1 protein-coding gene is annotated in these 462 nt (G+C 67.3%); it reads left to right on the forward strand.

The genetic code is table 11. The features are described from left to right. Positions 1–462, forward strand: a 462-nt coding sequence (locus tag GPA27_RS28355; protein WP_259371801.1) for a glycerophosphodiester phosphodiesterase family protein, incomplete at both ends; no start/stop codon positions are given.

Here is a 462-nt window from a genome sequence, read left to right on the forward strand (position 1 = left end):
CCCCGAGACCAAACACCCCACCTATTTCCAGTCCATCGGCCTGCCGCTGGAGGCGCCGCTGCTGGCCGTGCTGGAGAAGAACGGCTGGAACCACAAGGACGCGCCCGTGTTCGTGCAGTCGTTCGAGGTCAGCAACCTGCAGGCGATCCGCAAGCTCAGCAGCGTGCGCCTGGTGCAGCTGGTCGCCCCTTCGGGCCGGCCCTATGACTTTTTGGCCCAGGGCGCGGCCAACACGCGCGCTTATGCCGACCTGATCACGCCCGAGGGCCTGAAGCAGGTGGCCAATTACGCCAACGCCGTTGGGCCATTCAAGACCCTGGTGGTGCCGGTGAAGGACGGTGTGCCCGGCGAGCCCACGCCGCTGGTCGCGCAGGCCCATGCCGCCGGGCTGGCAGTGCATATCTGGACGCTGCGTCCCGAAAACGCCTTCCTGCCCGCCGGTCTGAAGAAGGCGCCGATCAC

It is taken from the genome of Aromatoleum toluolicum, from assembly GCF_012911005.2.
Lineage (GTDB): Bacteria > Pseudomonadota > Gammaproteobacteria > Burkholderiales > Rhodocyclaceae > Aromatoleum > Aromatoleum toluolicum.